This is a genomic window from Pedobacter frigiditerrae, from assembly GCF_004331645.1.
GTDB classification, from domain to species: domain Bacteria; phylum Bacteroidota; class Bacteroidia; order Sphingobacteriales; family Sphingobacteriaceae; genus Pedobacter; species Pedobacter frigiditerrae.
In genome coordinates, this window is sequence record NZ_SJSK01000004.1 from 134,838 (window position 1) to 154,095 (window position 19,258).

The following is a 19,258-nucleotide window of genomic DNA, read 5'->3' on the forward strand; positions in this document are numbered from 1 at the left end:
GATGCCAGCAAGAAACCAAAGTGTAAGAATTTTATACATCGATGATGAAGAAAATAACCTGCAAGCATTTAAGGCTAGCTTCAGGCGTCAGTATGAGATCTATACAGCTAATTCTGCAGCAGAAGGCTTAAAGATATTGCAAAATGTGGATTTACATGTGATCATTGCCGATCAAAAGATGCCCAAAACAACTGGTGTCGAATTCTTTAAAAGCATTGCAGAAACTTACCCTGATCCTATCAGAATCCTTTTAACTGGCTATACAGATATAGATGCCTTGGCCGATGCAATTAATCACGGTGATATTTATAGGTACATACAAAAACCCTGGAACGACTTAGAACTACATAACTCTATAAAAAATGCTTACGATGCCTATAGAGCCAAAGTAGATTTACGTAACAAGGTAGCAGAGTTAGAAAAAACAAACAACGAATTAAATAGATTTATATATAGTATATCCCATGAATTAAGAGCGCCTTTAGTTTCTGTTATTGGCATTGTTAATTTGGTTAAAATGGAAGGACTGTATGATTCTAGTGGTGAATATTGGGGCTTAATAGAAACTTGCTCAAATAAACTAGATTATTATATCCAAAAAACACTTCAATATTACAAAAACAATAAAAACAATACTGATGCTAGCGAGGTAGATTTTACAAAAATGATTTCAGAGCTAGTAGAAGTTTATTCTTATGCAGACAAAGACACTCAGTTTACCATCCATGTAGATCAAGAAATTCCTTTTTTAGGTGATGTATTTAGGATAGAAGTGATTCTTGGTAATTTAATTTCAAATGCCATCAAATACCAAAAAGTAACTGAGTTAAACAAAAAAGTAAATATTGAAGTAAATGTAAAGCCAGACTTAGCTCACATTAGCATTAGTGACAACGGAATGGGTATTTTAAACGAACACCTCGAAAAAATATTTACTCAGTTTTTTAAGAGTAAAGTACACCATGGTAGTGGATTAGGTTTATTTATTGTTAAAGAAGCTTTAAATAAAATTGATGGTCGAATTTCAGTAAGCTCCGACCTTGATAAAGGAACAACATTTAAGATAACTATTCCAAATATTAAATAACAGTTATCATCTATAATAGAATTAATAATTAATGTTAAACAAGACAAATAAGGTAATGCTGATCGATGACAACGAAATCGATTTAAAAATTAATGCAAAGCTAATTAGTTTGTTTAAGCTTTTTGATGAAACCATTATCTGCCAATCTGCAGAAGAGGCATTAGATTACCTTAATAAATATTCAAATGAGTCAGACAAACTGCCAAGCTTTATTCTTTTAGACATTCAAATGCCAGATATGGATGGTTTTGATTTTTTAGAACAATACAAAAACCTAAGTAAGACTTTTACCGACAGGTGTACCATTGCCATGCTGTCATCTACTCTAGATTTTGGAGATATTCAGCGGGCAGAAGCCAATCCTTATGTGGTTAAATTATTAAAAAAACCACTTTCCCTGCCAGAGTTAACCAAACTGGTTTAATTCCTATTTTCTCTTTTTTGGTAAAAACTTTTAATTAAGCGTTTTGTTATTATGCTGAACCTAAAATTAACCAAAATGGACAATTTAGAAAATATTGCAGGCTTAGGAAAAAACCACGACAAAGCCGCTCACGAAAATGACATCGCTAAAAAACAAAGCGAAGCCCAACCAGCAGCAGAAAATTTAGACATGATGCCTCATAGTGTCAATAAAGACGGCAATAAGGATTTCAAAGAAACTGTTGAATTTGATAAAGTTGCCAACGTGCATAATGAGGCAGCAGAATATGCTCAAAAAGAACACGAAAAGGCAGACAACTGGGAAAACACGAATGAAAACGGCCCTGATCAACCAACTTTTTAATTATCTAACATCTTTGCGAAGACCGATTTTTCATCGCCTGAGACAATCTGTTAATATGATTGCTTTGAAATTCCAATTAGATTTATTGGAAAACGATGGGCTGTAATTCTTGGCGAGTACAGCCTTGGGAATTCTTCGATATTTCATTTTCCGTCATTTCGACAGAGCGCAGCGACGAGAAATCTGTATTATAATAGCACCAAAATATAAATAACCCGAAACAAAAAGGATTTTCACTAATGTCCGGTTTAGGGAACAGGGGTTCATTAGTACATTTATTACTTATTAAAAAACACTCTACAAAGGCTACTTTTCAAGTTTCATCAATAAACAACACCCAATTTGTTCTCAGTTTTTTCTGGTAAAGATACTTTCGCTCATAGCTATCATTTTCATCACATTTATTATAAATAAAATACGTTGCTTTTCGTCCTGAGGAGTTTTCATTCCTCATCTGAAAAATCATTTGTGAAAATAATCCACAACTCCCTAATTCATTGTACTCACAACTAACTTCTTTGACCTCATTTTGAATCATTAATTTCGCCAAGTCATCATCATATAAAAAATTACCTCGAGGACTTTTTGTGCGTTTAGCTACAAAAACTAAAATAGCCTTGTGTCTTTTATAATTTTGTACAATTATTTCTCGTTGAATATAGGATACCATATTGTCAAAACCTGCCCTATGTTCTGTGAAATAGCTCTCATATTTGGCAGAATCTGTTTTACAAGACAAAATCATTACATAAAATACCATCAATATCATTTTCTTAATCATAGTTATCTATAATTTAATCTACTCTCACGCAAGTCTTAAAGCTGACGTTAATTCTAGGGTAGACTGTGCCCTAACAGAAACCAAAATACAATAATTCATTTAATAAAAGCCTAAAAAACAAAAGCCCCGACAAATGTCGAGGCTTTTTCATTAGAGGCATTCTTTAGAAAAGAACCCCTTAAATATTTAAACCGTTAAATGACTATGGTTTAGTTTCAGCCGGTGCTTTACCAATTAACTCCATGAACTGATCTAACTTAGGCGTAATGATAATTTGTGTACGTCTATTTTTAGATTTACCAGCTTCATTATCATTAGCAACCAAAGGATTGTATTCTCCTCGTCCTCCTGCCGTTAAACGTTTAGGGTCTACCTTATAGGTGGTCTGCAAAGCTTGAACCACTGACGAGGCTCTTAAAGCACTTAAATCCCAGTTATTTCTAATGTTAGGTTTAGCGATAGGCACATTATCCGTATTACCTTCAATCAACACATCGTAATTGCTATAGTCTGAAATAATTTTGGCAATTTTACTTAATGTAGCTCCTGCTTTATCAGATATTTCATAACTACCAGATTTGTACAACATATTGTCAGATAAAGAAATGTAAACCACTCCTTTTAATACCTGTACATCAACATCGCTCATTTCTTGTTGACTTAAAGAACGTGTTAAATTATTTGTTAAAACCACATTTAACGAATCGCTTTTGTTTTTAGCGTTTACTAATTGCTGAATGTATTTGTTAGAACTGTTAATCTCATCTACCAATTTAGAAATGTTAACGTTTCCTTGGCTACTTGAGTTTAAACATTTGTTTAAAGCTGCTTGTAAAGCCACAGCATTAGCTTTTTCTGCTGCAATTTGTTCTTCTAAACTTTTGATCCTGATTTTTCCACCAGACGCATCACTTTCGCTAGCTTGTAAACGCTGATTGAGTTGTTCATTACTCTGTTGCAGTTTAGTGTTTGTAGACTGCAGTTCTGCGAATTTTTTGTTACTCACACAGCCTGTAGCCATTACACCAACTAAACAAACTGAGGGTATTAATATTGATAATTTCATAATCTTTAATTTTTAGTTTCTAAAAGACTATGTTATAACAACCAATAGGAGTTAAAGTTTTTTATTTAATGCTCAACCTTAAAGCTTAAATAAGTAAATGTTTTGTTTTGCTGCTTATCTTTCCGCACATCCCTATCAAAAACACGGTTTAAGTTATTAGCAGCCAAATCCTCTAATCGGTTATCTATTTTAAGTTGATAAATACCTTTTCGCCAATTTTGTTTTGGTGTAAACATCCAAGACTCACCAGCATTAACCTTAACTTCTCCCCTTACGGTTTTACCTTTGTCATCCAATACTTCAATAGATTCTAATAACAGGTAATGATCTAAATATTCTCCGGTGGTAATGTTAAGGCTAGATCTTATATTAGGAATTGGTCTACTAATCAGCCATTTTTTTACATCCGGAATTTGATCATCTCTCTTACCTGCAATAAACTTCCTTTTATATTCTTTTGCCAATGCCAAACCTTGATGGTCTTTCCAACTTGGTGAAATAACCAATTGATAAGCTTGAGCAGTTTTTAAGGGATTACCCAATTTCTGATTTAAAATTAAATCCCTCTTTATACGGCCAGGATCTAACCAAACTGTTAATACCTTACCAGTGGTATCCCAAAGTTCAGGTTGTAGATTTAGAAACACATTGCGCATGGTATCTCCTTTTTTATCTAGCAAAGTGATATAATTTAAAGATTCGCCAGTTCGCATTGGCTTAGAAAACGCTATATATATCTTCAATAGATTTTCTGGAATGGTATCTACATCAGGGTAGATTTTTACAATCTTTGGCGCATTGTTTTTTGGAGTAGGAACCTGAATAGAACCAATGAGTTTTTCGCCATCATAAATTTGATATTGAAAACCGAAGGTTAAAGGAATAAGTGGCTTAAAAAGGACTATACTATCTTGATCCTTAAAAACACCTAGAATTGAAACTTTAGCAACAGCATTTTGATCAATAACTTTCAAGTCATCAATCGCTCCCTTTATCAATCCTTTTGGGATTTGAATACCTACTGGGAATTGTTTTGCATAAACAATGCTTAGTTTATTTTCGCTTTTTTTACAAGCTGCAAAAAAGGCCAATAACAAAAATACCAGGCCATATTTGAAACATAACCTGGTATTCTTTAAATTTTTAAACTTAAATGTTTTTACCATCCGAAGTCCAAAGGTCTAAATCTCCATTGGCTTTTTTCTGTATCAATACTGCCCTAGTATCATCCAATTTATCTAATTGCATTACTTTTTCATAAGGTAAGGCAGTGAAATTTACACCAGCGGTTGTAGCTACTTTTGAAGTTAATGAACCTTCAAATTTTTGAATCTCATCATAGCTTACTTTTGCAGCAGGTCTACGGTCATTAGCCATTACCAAAAAGTCTTTACTGTCAGTTTTTAACCAAATCATATCTGCTGGTGTATTCTGATTACCCATTTCAGCAATTGTTCTTCCTTTAGCACTTGCCCCTGGCTTTAAATCGTCCATGGCAAAAAGCACTAATGGTGTACAAGTATAACTTGCCACCACATAATCCTTACCAGCTATTTTGGTAACCGAGAAAGTACGGATTGGAGAAGTTGTCTCGTACCTACCATGGGCACCATGATACATTTCTAAAGATGATTCGTCTTCTTGTTTTCCAGTAAAAGGAAAGCCTATGCTTCTAAATGATGAACTGAATTCTTTATTGCTTAAACCACTCACCATCAGCTTACCATTATAGTAACCAAGGTCTGAGATGGATGAAACCCTTAATGGCCTACCCCTTTGGTCTTTTGCATCTGCCGCTGCAACGTTATTTAACGCAATTGAAGAAAAACTCACATCTTTTAATGAAACTGATTTAATCTCATTATCTGCATTAAGCATTAGCAAAAGAGGTGTTCCATCTGCACTTTTAACCGCAATGTACAATTTCTTAGAAATTGGGTTTACTGCAATATCAGTAATATTTATATTTTCTTTTGCTGTTCCTAAGGCCTCAGCAATTTTTACATCAATGTTTTTTAGTTCAAATGCTTTAGCGGTATTTACCTTTTTAGTGTCTTTAGTATCTACGGCAAAAACTGCCGCACTTTGAGAATCACCAATAAACAACACGCCATTAGGACCAAAACTTAATGCCGTAATTGATTTAATTTCTGGGGTACCAACAGTTAAACCATAAGGATTAGCTGCTTTGCGAGTACCTGCAAACAATAAAACGCCAGCCACTATGGCTGCTAGAAATAGATAAGACTTTTTCATAATTATTATTTTTATAATCAATTAGGCATCAGCCGATGCTTTTTATTTTGAAGTTACAGTAGCAACTACTTCACCTTTGATGTATACTTTTTTAACTGCTTCTGTAGCATTAGATCTGATGGTTGTTTCTTTTGTAAACTGACCAATAGCAGCTGCGTTATAAGTTAAGGTTATAGAACCAGTTGCTCCTTTTTTAATTGGAGTTTTTGTAAACTCAGCAACAGTACAACCACAAGTAGGCTCAACTGCACTAAGAATTAATGGTTTATCGCCAACGTTTGTAAATTTTAAAGTTGCAGTAACTGGAGTACCTTGTTTTACCTTACCAAAATCGTAAGTTTCTTTTTCAAATTTAAACTGAGGCTCAGTATCAACATGCATAGCTGTCATCGCAGTAAAACCTAGTACTACCGCAAAAAGGAGAATTAATTTTTTCATAATTTATAAATCTTAATCGAATATACATAAAAAGTAAATTAGCTAGTACTTTGATTATAAAACTTTTGTAAAAAGTATGTTAGACCACCATATAATAAAATAACCGCATAAATACATAGGAGGCATAGAAGGATATTGAAGTGTTATGTGGTAAAATTGTGTAAACACGCTTAAAGATCTTTTTAACTATCTACAACAAACAAACCTATGTGCTCCATATGCCTATGTGGTAAAAAACAGTTTGAGCAGGCTGGAAACTAAAAAACACCTATGTCGTCTATGTGGTAAAATCCCTAAATTTGAAAAACAAATCACCTTATGCACATAGACCACGCTACAATCCGTACCAATCACTTAAAGGAAACTAGAGATTTTATGGTTTCAGTATTTGACTTAGTTGAGGGCAAACGGCCCGAAACCATTGCTGCTTTGGTAGATGGCTATTGGTTGTACTGGAAGGATTCGCCTTTAGTACACATTATCAAAAGTCCTTCAGATACGGAAGAAATTGCAAACAACTCAACTGAAGCAATTGACCATTTTGCATTAATTATGGAAGATCACGAGGCCTTTAAACAAAAACTAATAGCGATGGAAGTCCCTTTCAAATTAATGGATGTTCCTGAACTAAAAATCAAACGCATCTTCTTGCATACGCCACAAAATATTTTGATTGAAACTATATTTAGATATTGAGGTAAAATTATGTTAAAACAAAGGTTGTTTGTCATCCAGAGCGAAGCGAAGGATCTATACGGCAAGTATTTTTATTTACGCATGTCTTTTTTAGTATGCGCTTTCCAATAAAATTTTCCGTCTTTTCCGCCTTCCCAAATATCACTAACCGCTTGTTTTTTAACAGGGATTTCTTTATCAACTAGCATTAATGCCTTGGCAACTCGCCTAAAACGCTTGTTCCATTTTCTTTTCATCAACTTTTCTGAGGTAGCTGTTGTAAAGCCGAAAAAGGGAGTTTTTCTTTTGGAGCGTGACATTTGAATACGATCACGAAAGATAACAAAAAAGCGGGAGCAATTCATCCGCCTTGCCCCCGCTTTATTTACTTAACCTATAATACTATACGTTTATTAAAGTTAAATATTATCGATATTCTTTAGATGTGTAAGTATTTGTTAATTAGATACTTTTAATAATTCTAGCAGAGGCTTCTTCAGAAAAATCAAGCCCAGAATAATCTGGATTAAAACCACCAATATAGGGTACAGCCATCATAAAAATCCTATCATTAAAAGCTCCATATTCATCAACCACATTAAAATTATCATTAATGGCAATCCCTGGCACTTTTAAGTAATAGTTGCCAGTTTCGGTTAATTCTATAGCTTCTTCATCATCAACTCTAGCTACTTCACCTTCTTCTTTAGACTTAAACTTTAATTTAGCGGGGCTAATCGTTCTATCATCTACCAAACTTTTAAATGGAAACTGATTATAGTTTAAATGAGGTTGACCAACACAGTCGATAAAAGTTTTGTAATAAACAGCTTCAGGCTTTCCATTTTCAGCTTGGTAATGATAAACAATACCTCCATCTTTTTTTACTTCTATTTCGCTATCAGCTCCAACTGAAATCAAGTCTAATACGCCGGCCTTGTGCAAAGCCAACAATTCTACACAAGAACTTTGAGGTACAAAAGCAATCACTATAGAAATTAACGGCATCAACGTCTTTTGCAAACGTAACATATCCTCCGCTGTTAAATATTTTGCCGGATAATTCATTGCAAAACTTAACATGGCCAACAACTCTTTCCAATAAACCGATTGTTTACGCTTAATAGATTTTTCTGCTTCTAAATATTCTGCCTTTAACAATTGAAAGGGATCTAGTCGTTCTCTCAAATCCATTAAAAAATCTACAAAACCTTCCATCCTCATTTCAGCAATTTGGCTGTAAAACTCAGGAGCCTTCGTTTTAATGATTTCCTTAAAATCCTTGTCGAAAATATAATCTAACGAAATAAAACCATCATTCTCTTGCCTATGGACTTGTATTTCTTCTTTACCTAATAGCGATTTACCAGAAAGCCTGGGATCTTCTAAATGAAACCTAACAGCAGGTAACATCCCATTTCTAGAATGCATGACCAATTTAAAACCCTCGCTTTGTTTATTTAGAACGTAAGTAAGTTCATCGTTTTTATCCAATTCGAACCTTCCGTTTTTTCTGCTTAAAGTTCTAATGGCATCAATAGCTGTTAATGAAGACCCTTTAATGGCTACGGGGTGATTAATTTGAAGTGATAATTTTGATGGTGGATAAGGAGAATCGAAATAACCATCAATCTTATCTTCATGCTTTTTAGGCCAATTATGCCCAGTGCAAACAATTACGTGGTCAAAAGTATAGCTGTTATCATCAGCCAATTTTACCTTTACCTTATCCTCTTTTGGTAAATCAACAATATCAGTTACGTTTGCACCTAAGTAAATGTTGGTTTGTAGTTCAACTTCATCAGCTTTTTGTTTCAAGAGCTCAAACTGAGCAGCAAGATATTTCCCGAAAAATAACCTTGGCAATACCCTGTATTCATTAAAGTGATTGGGGTCAATGTTAAATTTAGCTAAGTAATCTGCAGGCAATGTTTTTACCCAGTCTGCAATGTGGCAAACAATGGTAGGGATTTCATTATCAGAAACATTGGTAATATGTTCGTAGTTAGCACCTTCTGCACTATAAGGCATACCTGCCCCTAAAGTTTGTTTTCTTTCAAAAATGGAAATTTCAATATCATCTCGTTTGGCTTCTACAAACCTTTTATACATAAAAAGTGCGCTCGGTCCGCCGCCAAGTATGGCAATGCTCTTCTTTGTTTTATCCATTTAATGAAATTAATTCAGGTATCGTTATGCTAATTTTCTCTCTAAACCAAAAAAAAGTTAAATGGTTTCAATAAATATAGAAAAGGTTTACCACAAGAAACATAGCATATATAGTTTCAACTTACCCATACCTTTATACTAAGTAGTTTTATATCGAAACATCTTAAACGTCTCAGTGTTTCGTATATAAGTTTACAGTTCAATTTATGAAAATACTCTTAACAGGTGCAAATGGTTACATAGGAACTAGGTTATTACCTATCCTTTTAGAACAAGGTGTCGAGGTAGTTTGTATGGTTAGGGATAAAAGAAGATATGTAGCTGAAACTGAATTTGGCAATCAAGTAAAAATCATTAATGGTGATTTGCTAGAACCAGAAACATTAAAGAACATACCGCAGGATATAGAAATCGCTTACTACCTTGTTCATTCCATGTCTGGAAGTGGTGATTTTGCGGATTTAGAATTAAAGTCTGCACAAAACTTTGTTAAAGCTATTCAGCACACCAATTGCAAACAAATTATTTATTTAACAGGCATTGTTAATGATGAACAACTATCAAAACATTTAAGTTCCCGTTTGGCCGTTGAGGATGAACTGAAACAATCTGGCCTAGCTTATACTATTTTGCGAGCAGCTATTATTATTGGTTCTGGTTCTGCCTCTTTTGAAATCATAAGGGATTTAGCGGAAAAATTACCTGTGATGGTTGCACCAAAATGGGTAAGAACAAAATGCCAACCCATTGCTATTAGGGATGTGCTAGCCTATTTAAGTGAAGTGATGGCAAATGAAAAAGCCTACAACCAAATTTTCGATATCGGCGGACCAGACATTTTAACCTACAAGCAAATGCTGCTTCAATATGCTGAGTCTAGAGACTTAAAGCGATGGATTATTACCGTGCCAATCCTAACGCCTAAATTATCATCCTTATGGCTTAATTTGGTAACAGCAGTTCCTTATTCTTTGGCGAGAAGTTTGGTTGACAGTATGAAGAACGAAGTGATTTGCCAAAATGACCATATCAAAAAAGTAGTGCCCAGAAAATGTTTAACCTACAAAGAAGCACTCCAATTAGCCTTTGAAAAGATAGAGCAGAATTCTATTGTGAGCAGTTGGAAAGATGCCCTAAATAGAGGTTATTTAGAAACATCATTCATGGACCAAATTAAAGTACCTCAGAATGGAACTTTAGAATATAAAGTTAAAATGCCTTTTGAACGCAAAGCTGAAGAAGTTTTTGAGAACATTTGGGGCATCGGTGGCAATAGAGGATGGTATTACCTAGACTGGCTATGGAGTTTACGAGGCTTTTTAGATAAGTTATTTGGAGGCGTAGGCACAAGACGTGGGCGTACAAGTAGTACTACTTTACAAGCAGGCGATGTATTAGATTTTTGGCGTGTATTATTAGCAGACCAAACCAACAAAAGGTTATTACTTTATGCAGAAATGAAAGTACCTGGCGAAGCTTGGTTAGAATTAAAAATCATCCAATTTCATGGCAAATCTTATTTATCTCAAATAGCAACCTTTAGACCAAATGGCTTGTGGGGCAGAATGTATTGGTATGCCATGTTTCCTTTCCATTTGGTGTTATTTAAAGGAATGGCAAAACAGATTACACAATACAAGCCTGTAGAAATTATTCATTGATAATTTCTACAGATGGAGAAACCTACTAATAGTTAGGTTTTGTCATTCAGAGCGCAGCGAAGAATCTATTTAATGAATTTCACTCATAGATTCCTCCGAAGTCGGAATGACAAATTTTAAACCACCTACAACTCCCTAACCCAAATATTTCTAAAGCTGATTGGCTCACTCGGGTCACCATGCGATTGTAGCTTAATCGGACTAGCATCGTGTGCTTTTGAGTAACTTGGTTTACCAATATATTGTGTTGGACCAGTTAACTCGAAATTATTCTGCACCAAAACACCGTTAAATAAAACGGTAACTTTTGCAGGGCTTTTTAAAGTTCCATCTTGATTAAATACTGGAGCAGTCCAAATCACATCATAAGTTTGCCATTCCCCTGGTTTTTTATTGGCGTTTACCAATGGCGTAGTTTGTTTATAAACACTTGCAGCCTGTCCGTTTGTATAAGTTTTGTTATTGTACGAATCCATGATCTGTAATTCATACCCCGCATCACCAGCGCCAATAGAAGCCATAAATAAACCGCTATTACCACGATTTTGACCCGTGCCCGTGATATTACTTGGTATCAACCATTCTAAATGCAGCTGGTAATTATTAAATGCTTTTTTGGTTTCAATATTACCGGTTTTTTTGTCGACAGTTACCACACCATCCTTCACAATCCATTTAGCAGCACCTTTATCATTCACACTAACCCATTGATCTAAGTTTTTACCATCAAATAATATAATGGCATCAGATGGCGCTGCAGTATTTGTAGCCCCTGGTGTAACTACAACAGGTACTGGCGTATAAAATTCTGTGTCTTCGTGTTTCGCTTGTGCTTGTGCTTGCGTTGCAAAAAATGAGGCAGTTAATAAAGTAGTGATAAAGAAATAACGTTTCATTGTTCTCGTATTTTAAAGCTGGTTCTATATTTAGTTTTTTGAATTCCTAAATATCGTTTTTCTTGTTGGATTATTTTAATCGATTGAAAAAATTATAAAACTTAGGTCTCTAAATGTGGATAAATCAACAAAGTTGAAAACTCCTATAAACATCTGACATTCATTGAGGTTAAGTGTATATACATTAAAACATTGACTTATGAAGAAGTGCATATATGTTTTGGAAGACAACCCTGGTATAAGAGATATTATAGAATATTTATTAACCGAAGAAGATTATGAGGTATTTGCTTATGCCAACGCAAGTACATTTTGGAAACAAATAAACAATTTTATACCAGATATGGTAATACTAGATGTGATGTTGCCTGATGGAAATGGATTGGAGATTTGCAATCAATTAAAAAGCAATGCCAAAACCCACGACGTTCCAATAATGATGATGTCTGGCAATAATTACCTGAGCAAGGTTAAATCAAAATGCCCTGCAGACGAATATATCAATAAACCCTTTGATTTAAACGATTTTACCAATCGGATAGAAAGATATGTTCATAATTAATTTGAAATAAAACAATTTTAAGAAATCTTTGTCTAGATTTATATCGTAAATATCTAGACAAATGAAACTATCAATATCTAATTTAGAGCGGCTTTCAGGAATTCCTATTCATACTATTCGAATTTGGGAGCGTAGGTATAACGCTTTAACCCCATCTCGTTCTATCGGTAACACTAGATCATATAGTGATGCCGATCTGAAAAGATTACTTGATATCTCTAGTTTAAATCAAGCTGGATTAAAAATATCAGAAGCCTGTGCCCTATCACCCATAGAAGTTGATGATTTCTTAAAAAAAGACATAGCTAATACCATCAATGATAACATCCAATATGAGTTTTACATTAGCCAACTCTTAAAATTTGGTATAGCCTATAATGAAACTGCATTTGGTACTTTAATAACTCAAGCCATTACAGCACACGGTGTAGAAGATTCTTACCAGCAAATCATTTACCCATTATTACAAAGATTAGGTTTAATGTGGAGAAGGGACAACATCTGCCCTGCTCAAGAACATTTTATTTCTGGTATCATTCGCCAAAAATTAATGACTGCAATTGATAACATTCCTTTAAAAACCCAAACAAAATCATCATGGTTGCTATTTCTACCTGAAGATGAAGCACACGATATCCCGCTGCTTTTTGCTAGTTATCTATTGCGTGCAAACGGATTTAAGGTTCTTTACCTAGGTGATCGAGTTCCTCTTGAATCCTTGGAAGATGCGATGAAAAATTTTAAGGCTGAACATTTATTATTATTTATGGTTCGCCAAAGAACAATTGCAGATGCTACAAACTATTTAGCAGAAATAGAAAATCATTTTGGTGATGCAAAAATTCACCTAGCAGGAAATGAAAAATTAATCAATGGTCTTTCTTTAAGTAAACGAATTAGCCATTTTAAGTCTATTGATGAGTTTAGAAATCTATTACTTAATTAAACCATGCCTAAACAAAATACACAACCAAAAGTAGCAGTTATAGGATCTGGTTTCGCCGGTCTTAGCGCAGCTGCACACCTTGCAAAGGCTGGTTATTTAGTTGATGTGTATGAAAAAAATGATACAATTGGTGGTAGAGCTAGGCAGCTAAAAACAGACAATGGTTACGTTTTTGATATGGGACCTAGTTGGTACTGGATGCCAGATGTGTTTGATAAGTTCTTTAATGAATTTGGCTATCAGCCAAGTGATTTTTTCGAATTAACTAAGCTAGATCCTGGGTTTTCAATTGTATTTGGAGAAAATGATGTTGTCAATATTCCAGATGACCCAATTGCATTGGATGAACTTTTCGAATCGATAGAAAAAGGAAGTGCAAAACAACTGGCAGCTTTTATGAAAGAAGCTGAATATAAATACAATGTGGGAATGAAAAAATTGGTTTACAAGCCTGGCCTCTCATTCACAGAATTTATTGACCTAGACATTATAACAGGCGTATTTAAACTTCAACTTTTTCAATCTTTTAGCCAACACGTTAAAAAATATTTTAAACATCCAAAGCTGATTGCCCTAATGGAGTTTCCTATTTTGTTTTTAGGCGCAACTGCCGAAAACACCCCTGCTTTATATAGCTTAATGAATTACGCAGGATTAAAGCTGGGAACTTGGTATCCTAAAGGTGGCTTCTCAGCAATAATTAACGCGATGAAAAAAGTGGCAGAAAAACAAGGCGTTAACTTTTACACCAATGAACCAGTTTTGAAAATCAATGTCACCAATAAAAAAGTTTCACAGGTTGTACTAGCTAATAAAAAGGCAAAAGATTATGATGCTATTTTGGCCGCAGCAGATTATCATCATGTAGAAAATGTTTTATTAGGCAATGATTACAGGAACTACGATGAAAAATATTGGAATAAAAGATTGTTAGCTCCATCTAGCTTGATTTTCTATTTGGGGGTAACCAAAAAAATTAATAAGCTCGAGCACCATAACTTGTTTTTTGATGAAGACTTAAAAGTTCATGCAAATGAAATTTACCACGAGCCGCAATGGCCTAGCAAACCACTATTTTACGTTTGCTGTACCTCAAAAACTGATGATGATGTTGCCCCTAAAGGTCACGAAAATATTTTTGTACTGATGCCCCTAGCTACCGGTTTAAAAGATACGGAAGAGTTAAGGGAACAGTACTTTGAAATGATCATGGAGAGGTTAGAAAAACATACTTCAGAAGCTATCAGACCTCATATAGACTACAAAAAAAGCTACTGCATAAAAGATTTTGTTAATGATTATAATTCTTACAAAGGCAATGCATATGGCCTAGCCAATACTTTAATGCAAACCGCAAACCTTAAACCATCTATTAAAAATAAAAAGCTCAATAATTTATTTTATGCTGGACAGCTTACCGTCCCCGGGCCAGGAGTTCCTCCTTCTATCATCTCTGGAAAAGTGGCTGCCTTACAACTCAGAAACTACATCGATAACTTATGAAAGCCATTTTTGACAATTTATCTGCCGAATGCAGTAAGCTAACTACCCTTCGTTACAGTACAAGTTTTTCATTGGGAATCTATTTCCTCAATAAAAAGCTAAGGCAACCTATTTATGCTATTTACGGTTTTGTTCGCTTGGCTGATGAAATTGTAGATAGTTTCCATGATTATGACAAGGATTTCCTCCTTAAAAAATTCAAGAATGATTGTTATGAGGCAATAGAACAAGGTATTAGTTTAAATCCAATCTTAAACTCATTTCAGCAAGTGGTTAATGAATATGAAATTGATAGGGAACTAATTGACCTATTTTTGCAGAGTATGGAAATGGATTTAAACTATCAAACCTATTCGTCAGACAAATACGACGAATATATTTTAGGGTCTGCACAAGTGGTTGGCCTTATGTGTTTAAGAGTTTTTACAGATAAAAACACACAAGATTACGAGAAACTAAAGGATTCTGCAATGATGTTAGGTTCTGCATTTCAGAAGGTTAATTTTTTGAGAGACATCAATGCAGATTATAATTTGTTAAATAGAACTTATTTTCCAAATGTTAACTTATCACAATTTAACAATGTAGAGAAAAAACAAATTGAAGAAGATATAGAAAGAGAATTCAAGGCAGCGCTCCAGGGCATTAAACTGTTGCCAAAATCTGCCAAGAGTGGTGTTTACTTAGCCTATATTTATTATTTAGAACTGTTCAAGAAGATCAAAAGAACATCCGCAGAAAAGGTAATGAACAAAAGAATTAGAATTTCTAATGGACATAAATTCGGATTAATGTGCGATTCGTTGATTCGTTACAAAATAAACGTATTATGAAATTGTTGCTAGTTGCTTTATTAACGATTACTACAAGCAGAATGAATTTGGAGGAGATAGAAATAGTAACTTTGCGAAAACTTTATTATGAAGCCGCCGAGAGCAAAGCTGCAGCTGTAAAACTAACAAGTACGCTATCAAAAGTGAATGATCAATCTAAGGCTTTATTGATTTGTTACAAAGGTGCGGCACAAATGATGGAAGCAAAATATGCGTTTAGCCCCATTACCAAATTTAGCAAGTTCAGTAAAGGTAAGTCGGCAATAGAAAAAGCAATAGTTAAAGACCCAAAACAAATTGAGATTAGATTTATAAGATTTTCCATACAAACAAATCTTCCTTTCTTTTTGGGCTATAACGAATCTATCAAAACAGATAAGGAAATGCTCATCAATTCAATAAATAAAATTGATGATGAAAATTTGAAGCAAAATGTCGTTAACTATTTGTTAACCTCAAAATATTGTACAAGTGATGAAATCAAAAGAATAAGAAATTGGCAGAAAACGTAATACTTGTCGACAAGTACGACAATGAAATTGGACTTATGCCTAAAATGCAAGCACATATTGAAGGCGAGCTTCATCGTGCCTTTTCTATTTTCATATTTAATAGTAAAGGTCAGTTATTATTGCAACAAAGAGCTTTTGGCAAATATCATTCAGGTGGTAAATGGACAAATACTTGTTGTAGTCATCCCAGATTGGGAGAAAGCAACTTAGCGGCAGCACATAGAAGGCTTAAAGAAGAAATGGGAATGAGCTGTGAGCTATCTTATGGTTTTAATTTCATTTACAAAGCCAGCGTAAATGAAGGAATTTTAGAACATGAGTTTGATCATGTTTATTTTGGAATCAGTGATGATTTGCCCGAAATTAATACGGAAGAAGTATCAGATTATAAATATTTAGCTATAGAAGACCTGGCACAAGACCTATCGCACAAACCAGATTCATACACAGAATGGTTAAAGATTTGCTTTAATAAGGTTATAGAGTTCTATCCTCAAATATATAAGTAATGGAAACATTGGGTAACATAGGAATTGTAATAGGCACTTTCTTGGCGATGGAAGGAGTTGCTTGGCTAACGCACAAATACATTATGCACGGCATATTTTGGTTTTTGCATAGAGACCATCATCAAAAAGATCATGACGATTTTTTAGAACGTAATGATTTCTTTTTCTTGATTTTTGCCATTCCAGGGATTGTTTGTCTAGCATTAGGTAATTTTTATAATTATCCAATTGCGTTACACGTTGGAATAGGTATTACCTTATATGGCATTTGCTATTTTTTGGTCCATGATATATTTATTCATCAGCGTTTTAAAATATTTAGAAATACAGACAATTGGTATTTTAAGGCGATTAGACGAGCACATAAAATGCACCATAAACATCTCAATAAACAACATGGAGAGTGTTTTGGAATGCTTTGGGTGCCGTTTAAATATTTTATGGAAAGCAAAAAAACTAAAGCGGCATGAAATACACTTATTTATTGATTGATTTTTTCACCATTATCATTCCGTTTATATTTTCATTTCATCCTAAATTAAAGTTCCACCGAACCTGGAAATCTTTCTTCCCAGCAGTTATTTTAACTGGCTTAGTTTTTATAGCTTGGGATATTTATTTTACTTACTTGGGGGTTTGGGGCTTCAACCCTACTTATACCATAGGGATAAAAATTGGCAATTTACCCATCGAAGAAATCCTGTTTTTTCTTTGCATCCCCTATTCCTGCGTATTTACATATCACTGCCTCAATCTATTATTAGATCTTAATATTAACCAAAAATTAGAAAATATCCTTTCTATTTTGTTTATGATATTGGGGTTATCTGTTGGTTTTATTTTCTTAGATAAAATATATACAGCAGTGACTGCCTTTGGTTTTTTTGCCTTAATAGCTATCGCTAAATATATTTTAAGGGTAAATTGGTTAAGTAAGTTTTATTTCGTTTATCTCATTTTATTAATTCCATTTTTAATTGTAAATGGACTTTTAACAGGAACTGGCTTGGCAGCGCCAGTGGTTTGGTATAATAATACAGAGATTATTGGCATTAGAATTTTAACCATTCCTATAGAAGATGTTTTTTATGGGATGGATTTAATTTTACTGAATTTGATAATTTACTTGGGCATGGAGAATAAACTAAAAGCATAAAAAGCAACCAGAGGCGGTTGCTTTTTATGCTTAATTATTTCTTTGCCGGTGCGAGCAAGCCTGGATATAAAATCCCGTCTGTTTGAAGATTTAGATTCAATAACTTGGCAATTAATGGTGCAATGTCTTCCTGACCCATTAAAGGTAAAACAGTGCCTTGTTTAATCCCTTTACCAAAAGCAACAAAACCTGTTTGTATTTCTTTAAAATCTGTTGGCAGATAACCATGTGTCCCTCCACTTGCTGGCGCAATCATGTCACCAGTTGCCGCGGCGCCAAAACTAAATCCTTGATTTGCCGCCAACGCCAAAAAAGCTGTAGGATCACCTTGAGCCTTTGTTAAGGCTTCCTTATCTAACACATGAAACATTCTTTTAAAACCTTCTGGAAGTTGCTCAAGCGCTTGTTTTATTTTCTCTAAACTCGCTTTATCTTTTGGGTCTTTAAGGTGTAAAAAAGAAGAGCCACCACTTTGTTGGAAATAAGCTTTCCATCCTTCTTTATTTGCATCATCATATAAACCCAATTTGGCTAACAACACGTTTGGCTTAAATTGAGTATGGATATCTACAAAACCATGATCGCCTGTAATGATAAAGGTGGTATTTTTACCATATCCTGCCGCTTCTACTGCATCCATAATGGTTTTTACGGCAACATCTGCACCTGCTACTGAAGACCTCACTTTATCACCGTCTCTACCTTGCTCGTGTTCAAAATGATCTACAAGGGCAATGTGTATAGCCAAAAAGGCTGGCTTATAACGTTTCAAAATGTAAGCTGCCATTCTAGCTTTATTCTGATCGCTGGTATAATAATCCAACGTTGCTCCATATTCGGCGAATTTGCCTATTGCATAATCTTGTACTTCTTGAAAAAGCGCTTTAGGGTTAGATTCTTGTAGCATTGCTTTAATCTCATCTTTTTTCTCGCCTTTATCCTTTGGTAAAATCACATATTCTGGTAAATTATAATCAATAGGTGCGCCAACAGTTACGGGCCAGCTTACTCCTGCTGTGGTTAAACCTGCTTCTTTTGCAGCTGTCCAAATGGTTGGCACTTTAATATCCTTGTAATACCAAAACCACTTACCCGAAATACCTAAAGGCTCAACAGGTGTATTGTAATAAATACCGTGTTTGGCTGGCAACACACCGCTTACCATGGTAGTATGGGAAGGATAAGTTACAGTGGGAAAACTTCCTCTTACACCCTCTGCGTATGAACCCGTTTGCATAGCCTGACGGATGTTAACCATCCCCCATTGTGGATCTAAATAAAATTCAGGTCGTAACCCATCAATACTAATGAGCACTACGTGATTTTCTTGGGCACTTGCTTGGTTTATCGAATACCAGCATAAAAGGATAAGGGCAAATATTTTTTTCATGTTTATTATTTTACCACGAAAGTATCGGCCT

The 19,258-nt window shown here is 34.5% G+C and carries 22 protein-coding genes; 13 read left to right on the forward strand and 9 right to left on the reverse strand.

Going from position 1 to position 19,258, the window contains the following annotated elements; all coding sequences use genetic code 11:
- Position 1: 1 nt before the first annotated feature.
- The 3 genes from EZ428_RS15715 (at position 2) to EZ428_RS15725 (ending at position 1,874) form a co-directional block, all read left to right on the forward strand.
- The gene (locus EZ428_RS15715) at positions 2-1,087 is read left to right on the forward strand and encodes a hybrid sensor histidine kinase/response regulator (protein WP_131554140.1); all 1,086 of its coding nucleotides are present in this window, start codon (positions 2-4) and stop codon (positions 1,085-1,087) included.
- A gap of 31 nt (positions 1,088-1,118) precedes the next feature.
- On the forward strand, positions 1,119-1,511 hold the full coding sequence (locus tag EZ428_RS15720; protein WP_131554141.1) for a response regulator: 393 nt from the start codon (positions 1,119-1,121) through the stop codon (positions 1,509-1,511).
- A gap of 75 nt (positions 1,512-1,586) precedes the next feature.
- A complete protein-coding gene (locus EZ428_RS15725) occupies positions 1,587-1,874 on the forward strand; it encodes a hypothetical protein (RefSeq protein ID WP_131554142.1) in 288 nt (95 codons plus the stop codon).
- 313 nt (positions 1,875-2,187) lie between these two features.
- Here the strand turns inward: EZ428_RS15725 and EZ428_RS15730 are convergent, their stop codons facing one another.
- From EZ428_RS15730 to EZ428_RS15750, 5 genes are all read right to left on the reverse strand, one after another.
- Positions 2,188-2,655 (reverse strand): hypothetical protein, encoded by a 468-nt coding sequence (locus EZ428_RS15730; protein ID WP_131554143.1) that lies wholly within the window; start codon positions 2,653-2,655, stop codon positions 2,188-2,190.
- Between the two features lie 202 nt (positions 2,656-2,857).
- Positions 2,858-3,721, reverse strand: a complete 864-nt coding sequence (locus EZ428_RS15735; protein ID WP_205945729.1) for an OmpA/MotB family protein — start codon at positions 3,719-3,721, stop codon at positions 2,858-2,860.
- Between the two features lie 65 nt (positions 3,722-3,786).
- Positions 3,787-4,887, reverse strand: a complete 1,101-nt coding sequence (locus EZ428_RS15740) for a hypothetical protein (RefSeq protein ID WP_131554145.1) — start codon at positions 4,885-4,887, stop codon at positions 3,787-3,789.
- Positions 4,871-5,977 carry a hypothetical protein gene (locus tag EZ428_RS15745; RefSeq protein ID WP_131554146.1) on the reverse strand — a complete coding sequence of 369 codons (1,107 nt, stop codon included), beginning with the start codon at positions 5,975-5,977 and terminating at the stop codon, positions 4,871-4,873. Before EZ428_RS15745 ends, EZ428_RS15740 begins: the two co-directional genes overlap by 17 nt.
- 42 nt (positions 5,978-6,019) lie before the next feature.
- Positions 6,020-6,415, reverse strand: coding sequence for a DUF1573 domain-containing protein (locus tag EZ428_RS15750; RefSeq protein WP_131554147.1), 396 nt, complete (start codon positions 6,413-6,415; stop codon positions 6,020-6,022).
- 318 nt (positions 6,416-6,733) lie between these two features.
- Between EZ428_RS15750 and EZ428_RS15755 the strand changes: the two genes are divergently transcribed.
- Positions 6,734-7,111 (forward strand): VOC family protein, encoded by a 378-nt coding sequence (locus tag EZ428_RS15755; RefSeq protein WP_131554148.1) that lies wholly within the window; start codon positions 6,734-6,736, stop codon positions 7,109-7,111.
- 71 nt (positions 7,112-7,182) lie between these two features.
- On the opposite strand, the gene EZ428_RS15760 is transcribed toward EZ428_RS15755, so the two are convergent.
- Positions 7,183-7,410 (reverse strand): hypothetical protein, encoded by a 228-nt coding sequence (locus EZ428_RS15760; protein ID WP_131554149.1) that lies wholly within the window; start codon positions 7,408-7,410, stop codon positions 7,183-7,185.
- Between the two features lie 142 nt (positions 7,411-7,552).
- A complete protein-coding gene (locus EZ428_RS15765; protein ID WP_131554150.1) occupies positions 7,553-9,259 on the reverse strand; it encodes an FAD/NAD(P)-binding protein in 1,707 nt (568 codons plus the stop codon).
- Positions 9,260-9,465: 206 nt separating this feature from the next.
- On the opposite strand from EZ428_RS15765, the gene EZ428_RS15770 reads away from it, so the two are divergent.
- Positions 9,466-10,920, forward strand: coding sequence for an SDR family oxidoreductase (locus tag EZ428_RS15770; protein ID WP_131554151.1), 1,455 nt, complete (start codon positions 9,466-9,468; stop codon positions 10,918-10,920).
- 125 nt (positions 10,921-11,045) lie between these two features.
- Here the strand turns inward: EZ428_RS15770 and EZ428_RS15775 are convergent, their stop codons facing one another.
- On the reverse strand, positions 11,046-11,816 hold the full coding sequence (locus EZ428_RS15775; RefSeq protein WP_131554152.1) for a 3-keto-disaccharide hydrolase: 771 nt from the start codon (positions 11,814-11,816) through the stop codon (positions 11,046-11,048).
- A gap of 199 nt (positions 11,817-12,015) precedes the next feature.
- Between EZ428_RS15775 and EZ428_RS15780 the strand changes: the two genes are divergently transcribed.
- The 8 genes from EZ428_RS15780 (at position 12,016) to EZ428_RS15815 (ending at position 17,837) form a co-directional block, all read left to right on the forward strand.
- Positions 12,016-12,378 (forward strand): response regulator transcription factor, encoded by a 363-nt coding sequence (locus EZ428_RS15780; protein ID WP_131554153.1) that lies wholly within the window; start codon positions 12,016-12,018, stop codon positions 12,376-12,378.
- A gap of 61 nt (positions 12,379-12,439) precedes the next feature.
- The gene (locus EZ428_RS15785) at positions 12,440-13,324 is read left to right on the forward strand and encodes a MerR family transcriptional regulator (RefSeq protein WP_131554154.1); all 885 of its coding nucleotides are present in this window, start codon (positions 12,440-12,442) and stop codon (positions 13,322-13,324) included.
- 3 nt (positions 13,325-13,327) lie between these two features.
- Entirely contained in the window at positions 13,328-14,827 is a 1,500-nt protein-coding gene (locus tag EZ428_RS15790; RefSeq protein ID WP_131554155.1) for a phytoene desaturase family protein, read from the forward strand.
- The gene (locus EZ428_RS15795) at positions 14,824-15,660 is read left to right on the forward strand and encodes a phytoene/squalene synthase family protein (RefSeq protein WP_131554156.1); all 837 of its coding nucleotides are present in this window, start codon (positions 14,824-14,826) and stop codon (positions 15,658-15,660) included. Before EZ428_RS15790 ends, EZ428_RS15795 begins: the two co-directional genes overlap by 4 nt.
- Complete coding sequence (locus tag EZ428_RS15800) at positions 15,657-16,172, forward strand: hypothetical protein (RefSeq protein WP_131554157.1); 516 nt, start codon at positions 15,657-15,659, stop codon at positions 16,170-16,172. Before EZ428_RS15795 ends, EZ428_RS15800 begins: the two co-directional genes overlap by 4 nt.
- Positions 16,157-16,681: an isopentenyl-diphosphate Delta-isomerase gene (idi, locus tag EZ428_RS15805; RefSeq protein WP_131554158.1), complete on the forward strand. Its 525-nt coding sequence runs from the start codon at positions 16,157-16,159 to the stop codon at positions 16,679-16,681. The genes EZ428_RS15800 and idi overlap by 16 nt, the downstream gene beginning before the upstream one ends.
- Complete coding sequence (locus EZ428_RS15810) at positions 16,681-17,151, forward strand: sterol desaturase family protein (RefSeq protein ID WP_131554159.1); 471 nt, start codon at positions 16,681-16,683, stop codon at positions 17,149-17,151. The genes idi and EZ428_RS15810 overlap by 1 nt, the downstream gene beginning before the upstream one ends.
- Positions 17,148-17,837: a lycopene cyclase domain-containing protein gene (locus EZ428_RS15815; RefSeq protein WP_131554160.1), complete on the forward strand. Its 690-nt coding sequence runs from the start codon at positions 17,148-17,150 to the stop codon at positions 17,835-17,837. The genes EZ428_RS15810 and EZ428_RS15815 overlap by 4 nt, the downstream gene beginning before the upstream one ends.
- A 34-nt stretch (positions 17,838-17,871) precedes the next feature.
- Here the strand turns inward: EZ428_RS15815 and EZ428_RS15820 are convergent, their stop codons facing one another.
- Positions 17,872-19,227, reverse strand: a complete 1,356-nt coding sequence (locus EZ428_RS15820) for an alkaline phosphatase family protein (protein WP_131554161.1) — start codon at positions 19,225-19,227, stop codon at positions 17,872-17,874.
- Between the last annotated feature and the right edge of the window lie 31 nt (positions 19,228-19,258).

Excerpts from the sequence above, each read along its gene's own strand:
- EZ428_RS15715 (WP_131554140.1), top strand. The coding sequence starts at position 2 with ATGCCAGCAAGAAACCAAAGTGTAAGAATTTTATACATCGATGATGAA.
- EZ428_RS15720 (WP_131554141.1), top strand. The coding sequence starts at position 1,119 with ATGTTAAACAAGACAAATAAGGTAATGCTGATCGATGACAACGAAATC.
- EZ428_RS15725 (WP_131554142.1), top strand. The coding sequence starts at position 1,587 with ATGGACAATTTAGAAAATATTGCAGGCTTAGGAAAAAACCACGACAAA.
- EZ428_RS15730 (WP_131554143.1), bottom strand. The coding sequence starts at position 2,655 with ATGATTAAGAAAATGATATTGATGGTATTTTATGTAATGATTTTGTCT.
- EZ428_RS15735 (WP_205945729.1), bottom strand. The coding sequence starts at position 3,721 with ATGAAATTATCAATATTAATACCCTCAGTTTGTTTAGTTGGTGTAATG.
- EZ428_RS15740 (WP_131554145.1), bottom strand. The coding sequence starts at position 4,887 with ATGGTAAAAACATTTAAGTTTAAAAATTTAAAGAATACCAGGTTATGT.
- EZ428_RS15745 (WP_131554146.1), bottom strand. The coding sequence starts at position 5,977 with ATGAAAAAGTCTTATCTATTTCTAGCAGCCATAGTGGCTGGCGTTTTA.
- EZ428_RS15750 (WP_131554147.1), bottom strand. The coding sequence starts at position 6,415 with ATGAAAAAATTAATTCTCCTTTTTGCGGTAGTACTAGGTTTTACTGCG.
- EZ428_RS15755 (WP_131554148.1), top strand. The coding sequence starts at position 6,734 with ATGCACATAGACCACGCTACAATCCGTACCAATCACTTAAAGGAAACT.
- EZ428_RS15760 (WP_131554149.1), bottom strand. The coding sequence starts at position 7,410 with ATGTCACGCTCCAAAAGAAAAACTCCCTTTTTCGGCTTTACAACAGCT.
- EZ428_RS15765 (WP_131554150.1), bottom strand. The coding sequence starts at position 9,259 with ATGGATAAAACAAAGAAGAGCATTGCCATACTTGGCGGCGGACCGAGC.
- EZ428_RS15770 (WP_131554151.1), top strand. The coding sequence starts at position 9,466 with ATGAAAATACTCTTAACAGGTGCAAATGGTTACATAGGAACTAGGTTA.
- EZ428_RS15775 (WP_131554152.1), bottom strand. The coding sequence starts at position 11,816 with ATGAAACGTTATTTCTTTATCACTACTTTATTAACTGCCTCATTTTTT.
- EZ428_RS15780 (WP_131554153.1), top strand. The coding sequence starts at position 12,016 with ATGAAGAAGTGCATATATGTTTTGGAAGACAACCCTGGTATAAGAGAT.
- EZ428_RS15785 (WP_131554154.1), top strand. The coding sequence starts at position 12,440 with ATGAAACTATCAATATCTAATTTAGAGCGGCTTTCAGGAATTCCTATT.
- EZ428_RS15790 (WP_131554155.1), top strand. The coding sequence starts at position 13,328 with ATGCCTAAACAAAATACACAACCAAAAGTAGCAGTTATAGGATCTGGT.
- EZ428_RS15795 (WP_131554156.1), top strand. The coding sequence starts at position 14,824 with ATGAAAGCCATTTTTGACAATTTATCTGCCGAATGCAGTAAGCTAACT.
- EZ428_RS15800 (WP_131554157.1), top strand. The coding sequence starts at position 15,657 with ATGAAATTGTTGCTAGTTGCTTTATTAACGATTACTACAAGCAGAATG.
- EZ428_RS15810 (WP_131554159.1), top strand. The coding sequence starts at position 16,681 with ATGGAAACATTGGGTAACATAGGAATTGTAATAGGCACTTTCTTGGCG.
- EZ428_RS15815 (WP_131554160.1), top strand. The coding sequence starts at position 17,148 with ATGAAATACACTTATTTATTGATTGATTTTTTCACCATTATCATTCCG.
- EZ428_RS15820 (WP_131554161.1), bottom strand. The coding sequence starts at position 19,227 with ATGAAAAAAATATTTGCCCTTATCCTTTTATGCTGGTATTCGATAAAC.